Source organism: Nonomuraea sp. NPDC005501, assembly GCF_040605905.1.
GTDB lineage: Bacteria > Actinomycetota > Actinomycetes > Streptosporangiales > Streptosporangiaceae > Nonomuraea.
The window spans coordinates 1-3,662 of the sequence record NZ_JBEXDT010000202.1 but is presented as its reverse complement, the minus strand read 5'-3'; the positions used below and the strand labels follow the sequence as shown (position 1 = coordinate 3,662).

At 76.3% G+C, this 3,662-nt stretch carries 2 protein-coding genes and 1 pseudogene; all 3 read left to right on the top strand.

The window, feature by feature from the left end:
• Positions 1 to 507, top strand: a pseudogene (locus ABZS51_RS42420) (FdrA family protein); the annotation flags it as partial.
• Entirely contained in the window at positions 504 to 1,901 is a 1,398-nt protein-coding gene (locus ABZS51_RS42415) for a DUF1116 domain-containing protein (RefSeq protein WP_355453945.1), read from the top strand. The pseudogene ABZS51_RS42420 and the gene ABZS51_RS42415, both read left to right, overlap by 4 nt.
• 206 nt (positions 1,902 to 2,107) lie before the next feature.
• Positions 2,108 to 3,662 (top strand): protein kinase (locus ABZS51_RS42410; RefSeq protein WP_355453942.1); only part of this gene is annotated, 1,555 nt, incomplete at its 3' end.

Genomic DNA, 3,662 nt, shown 5'->3' with positions numbered 1-3,662 from the left:
GGCAGGCCCGTGCCAGCCTGGCCGTCGTGGCCCGCGCCCGCCCGCCCGGCTCCCGGCTCACGTGTGGTCAGGGGACTGTACGCGGGCGGCACCCTCTGCGCGGAGGCCGCCGCCATCGCGGGCGGCCCACCCCGGGACGGAGGGCCGCAGGACGGTCCGAGCGCGGGCCGGGGGGAGTTCACCGACTTCGGTGACGACGCCTACACCCGGGGCCGCCCCCACCCCATGATCGACCCGGCGCTGCGGCTGGAGGCGCTCGCCCGCGTGCGCCCGGGCGACGTGGCGCTCCTGGACGTCGTCCTCGGCCACGGCTCGGACCCCGACCCGGCCGCGTCGCTGGCGCCGGCCGTCGCCCGCTGCCCCGCCTCCGCCGTCGTCGTCGCGCTCGTCGGCACGGAGGGCGACCCGCAGAACCTGCACCGGCAGGCGGCCGCGTTCCGCGACGCGGGCGCGTCCGTGTTCGTCTCCAACGCCCAGGCCGCACGGTACGCGAGGGACCTCCGATGACGCTGCTCTCCGGCCCGCCCCACGTGATCACGGCCGGCGCGAGCCTGCTGCGCGAGGCCCTGGACGCGCAGGCCGTGACCACCACGCCCGTGGACTGGCGGCCCCCGCTGCCCGGCACCGCCGGCGCGCTGGCGCGGGTGCTCGCCGACCCGCGCCGGCCCGCCGCCAACGAGCGCGCCGTCTCCCGGCTGACCTCGGCCCGGCCGCTGCTGGTGAGCGTGCGGCGCGCCTCGGAGGTGCTGGACCTGCCGCAGCCGATGTTCCTGCACGCGGGACCGCCCCTGGACTGGGAGCGGGCGTCCGGCCCGATGCGCGGCGCCCTGATCGGCGCGATGCTGCTGGAGGGGTACGCCCACGACGAGCACGACGCCCGCGCCCGGCTGGAGTCGGGCAAGGTACGGCTGGAGCCCTGCCACCGCCACCGGACCGTCGGGCCGATGGCCGGCGTGGTGAGCCCGTCGATGTGGATGTTCGAGGTGCGGGACGACGTCCACGGCGGCGTCGCGTACTGCTCCCTGAACGAGGGGCTCGGCCGGGTGCTGCGCTACGGCGCGTACGGCCCGGAGGTGCTCGACCGGCTCGGCTGGATGGACCACGTGCTGGGGCCGGTCCTGTCGGCGGCGGTCGAGCTGGCCGGGCCCGTCGATCTGCGTGCGCTGATCGGGCAGGCGCTGCAGATGGGCGACGAGCTGCACAACCGCAACCGCGCGGCCACGTCGCTGCTGCTGCGGGAGCTGGCGCCGTTCGTGGTGGACGCGGCGCCGGGGCACGCCGCCGAGGTGCTGCGGTTCGTCGGGGGCAACGACCACTTCTTCCTGAACGCCGCCATGGCCGCCGCCAAGGTCGCCACGGACGCGGCCCGCGACGTGCCGGGGTCGTCGCTGGTCGTGGCGATGGCCCGCAACGGCACCGACTTCGGGGTGCAGGTGTCGGGACTGGGCGACCGGTGGTTCACGGGCCCGGCGGGGGTGCCCGACGGCCTCTACCTCGGCGCGTACGGACCGGCGGACGCGAACCCCGACATCGGCGACTCCACGATCACGGAGACGTCGGGCCTGGGCGGGTTCGCGATGGCGGCGGCCCCGGCCATCGTGCGGTTCGTGGGCGGCGAGGTGGCGGACGCGGTGGCGGCCACCCGGGGCATGTACGAGATCACGCTGGCCGAGCACCCCGCGTACCAGATCCCGGCGCTCGGCTTCCGGGGGACGCCGGTCGGGATCGACGTGACGCTGGTGGCGCGGACCGGGCTGCTGCCGGTCGTCAACACCGGCATCGCCGGGCGGGTGGCGGGCACCGGACAGGTCGGCGCGGGGCTGGTCAGCCCGCCGGCGGAGGCGTTCACGAGCGCGTTGCTCGCCCTCGCAGATTCAGCACTTGATCCATTTGATCAGTGATATTTCCGCATGTAATGCCATTTGTCAGCACTTCATGGCTGCTTCCGTTCCGGAATCACGTCCCTATATCGTGTCGAACCTCATAACCTGGAATCGCGGCGCGACGAATGTGACCGATGGGGCGGAAGATGGGGGCGGAGATGGCAGCCGACCGGTTGCTCGGCGGGCCCGGCACACAGGGGGACGTGTCGCGGAGTCAGGGTCGCTTGATCGGCCGGCGCTACAGGCTGATGTCGCCGGTGGGCCGGGGCGGCATGGGGATGGTGTGGCAGGCCCACGACGTCCTGCTCGACCGGGACGTGGCGGTCAAGGAGCTGATCCTGCCGTTCGGGCTGGACAACGCGGGCACGCAGGTGGCGCACCGGCGGATGCTGCGCGAGGCCCGCTCGGCCGCGCGGCTGACGCACCCCGGCATCGTGACCGTCCACGACGTGGTGGAGGAGGGCGGCCGGCCCTGGATCGTCATGGAGCTGTTCCGCGCCTGGTCGCTGGAGCAGGCCGTACGGCAGAGCGGCCCGCTGCCGGTGGTGCAGGCGGCCGAGATCGGCATCCGGGTGCTCGACGCGCTGCGTCACGCCCACGCCGCCGGGATCCTGCACCGCGACGTCAAGCCGGGCAACGTGCTGCTCACCGCCGACCGGGTGGTGCTCACCGACTTCGGCATCGCCGCCATCGAGGGCGACGTCACGATCACCCAGACCGGGCTGCTCATGGGCTCGCCCGCGTATCTGCCGCCGGAGCGGCTGTCGGGGCAGCCCATCACGGCCGCCGCCGACCTGTGGTCGTTCGGCGCGACGCTGTACGCGGCCGTCGAGGGGCGTCCCCCGTACGAGGGGCCGGACGCGATCGCGGTGCTCGGCGCGGTGCTGACGCAGGACCCGATCCGGCCGCAGCGCGCGGGTGCGCTGCTGCCCGTCATCGAGGGGCTGCTGCGCAAGGACCCGGCCGAACGCCTCACCGCGGCGCAGGTCGGCGACGTGCTCGAACGCATCCTGCTGGCCCACGGCTCCACCCGGCCGCGCAACCCGGAGACACCCTCGCCCCTGCCCACGCCGGCCGACCCGACGCCGGCCGGGCTGCTGCCGCCGCTCGACCCGCCGTCCGGGCCGATGCCGTCGCGGATCGTCGAGACGCCGTCGGGGCCGGTGCGCGTGCCGTACGACCCGGGCCTGGGTGACGCCGCGGGGCCGTACGCGGCGGGATACGACCCGCTGTCGAGCCCGTCCGGGGCGCACCGCACCGACCAGCTCCCGTCGCCGGCCCCGGCCGGCGGCTTCGACGCCTTCGACGCCTTCGGTGCGGCCTCGGGACCGCTCCGGCCGCCCGCCGCGGGTCCCCACGGCCCCGCCGGTCCCGCCGGTCCCGCCGGGTCCGGGGTTCCGGCGGCGGGCGAGGCCGGGGAGGGCGCGGGCCGCTCCGGTCTGGCGAGGCGGCTGGAGGCCGCCGGCACCGACGAGCGCCTGGACGCCGCGGCCCTGTTCGGCGACCCGCCGGGGCCGCACCCCGCCACCGGCGCACGGCCGGGACCGCAGCCGATCCTGCCGCTGACCACCGACAGCCGAGCCGCCCCCTGGCCGCTGGCGTCGGAGGACCACCTGCGCGACCATTCCCGCGACCTGTCCGGCGCCGTGGCCCGCGGCTCCCGCGACCCGTCCGGCGGCCTGCCGCGCGGCGGTTCGCGCACTCCGTCCGGCGGCGGTTCGCGGACCCCGTCCGGCAGCGGACCGCACGGCCGCCCGAGCGCCGTGCCCGGCACCGGCC